This is a genomic window from Nocardia sp. CY15 (genome assembly GCF_009829295.1).
GTDB lineage: Bacteria > Actinomycetota > Actinomycetes > Mycobacteriales > Mycobacteriaceae > Nocardia > Nocardia sputi.
This window is the reverse complement of sequence record NZ_VUOT01000097.1, coordinates 1-1,115: the sequence shown is the minus strand read 5'-3', so window position 1 is coordinate 1,115 and position 1,115 is coordinate 1. Positions and strand designations below refer to the sequence as shown.

The 1,115-nt window shown below is 64.9% G+C and carries 1 protein-coding gene; it reads left to right on the top strand.

Annotated features, from left to right (window positions below):
* Positions 1–127: 127 nt before the first annotated feature.
* Positions 128–1,115, top strand: a 988-nt coding sequence (locus GVY39_RS33745; protein WP_159931038.1) for an IS481 family transposase, incomplete at its 3' end; no start/stop codon positions are given.

Here is a 1,115-nt window from a genome sequence, read left to right as displayed (position 1 = left end):
TGTTCTGCCCAGGGAGGTTGGTCGAGGTTTTGTGACGACACGCTGTAGGTGATCGTTGAATGGCGAAGGTCTCCTGTCGTGGAGTGGGAGTTGCTGAGACAACCACTGCAACGAACAGGAGACCTTCGTGGTCCACGCTAACGCAGTCTTGACTCCGAGAGGGCGGCTGCTGCTGGCACGTCGCATCGTCGAGGACGGTTGGCCGATCGCCCGGGCTGCCGAGCATTTTCACGTGTCGTGGCGGACGGCTGACCGTTGGCAGCGCCGGTACCGACAGATCGGGGAGGCTGGGATGGCCGATCGGTCCAGCCGACCGCATCGCAGCCCGAACCGGACTCCGGCCCCGGTGGTGCGCAAGATCGTGGACCTGCGCTGGCGCAAACGTCTGTCGCCGCAGGCGATCGCCTCCCGATTGTCGATGCCGGCCTCGACCGTGCATGCCGTGCTGATGCGGTGCCGGTTGAATCGGCTCTCTCACATCGATATCCGCACCGGTGAGGTGATCCGCCGCTACGAGCATCCGCACGCCGGGTCATTGATCCACGTCGATGTCAAGAAGCTGGGCAACATCCCCGCTGGTGGCGGCTGGCGGTTCGTCGGACGCGTCAACGGGCGCCGCAACCGGGCAGCCACGCCCGGCATCACACGCAGCCGCCATCGCAACCCGCTGCTGGGAACCGCGTTCGTGCACACGGTGATCGATGATCATTCCCGCGTCGCTTACGCCGAAATCCACGACGACGAAACCGCTGAGACTGCCATTGGGGTGCTGCGGCGGGCGGTGGCTTGGTTCGCCGACCGCGGCATCACCGTCGAGCGGGTTCTGTCGGACAACGGCAGCTGCTACCGCTCGAAAACATGGACCGCCGCCTGCCTCGAGCTGGGCATCACCGCCAAACGAACCCGCCCCTACCGTCCGCAGACCAACGGCAAGATCGAGCGATTCCATCGCACCATGGCTGCGGAGTGGGCTTTTGCCCGCCACTACCGGTCAGAACAAGCCCGACGAGCCGCCCTACCAGCCTGGTTGCACACCTATAATCACCACCGGCAACACACCGCCATCGGCCGCCAGACACCCATCAGCCGGTTGACCAACCTCCCTGGGCAGTACA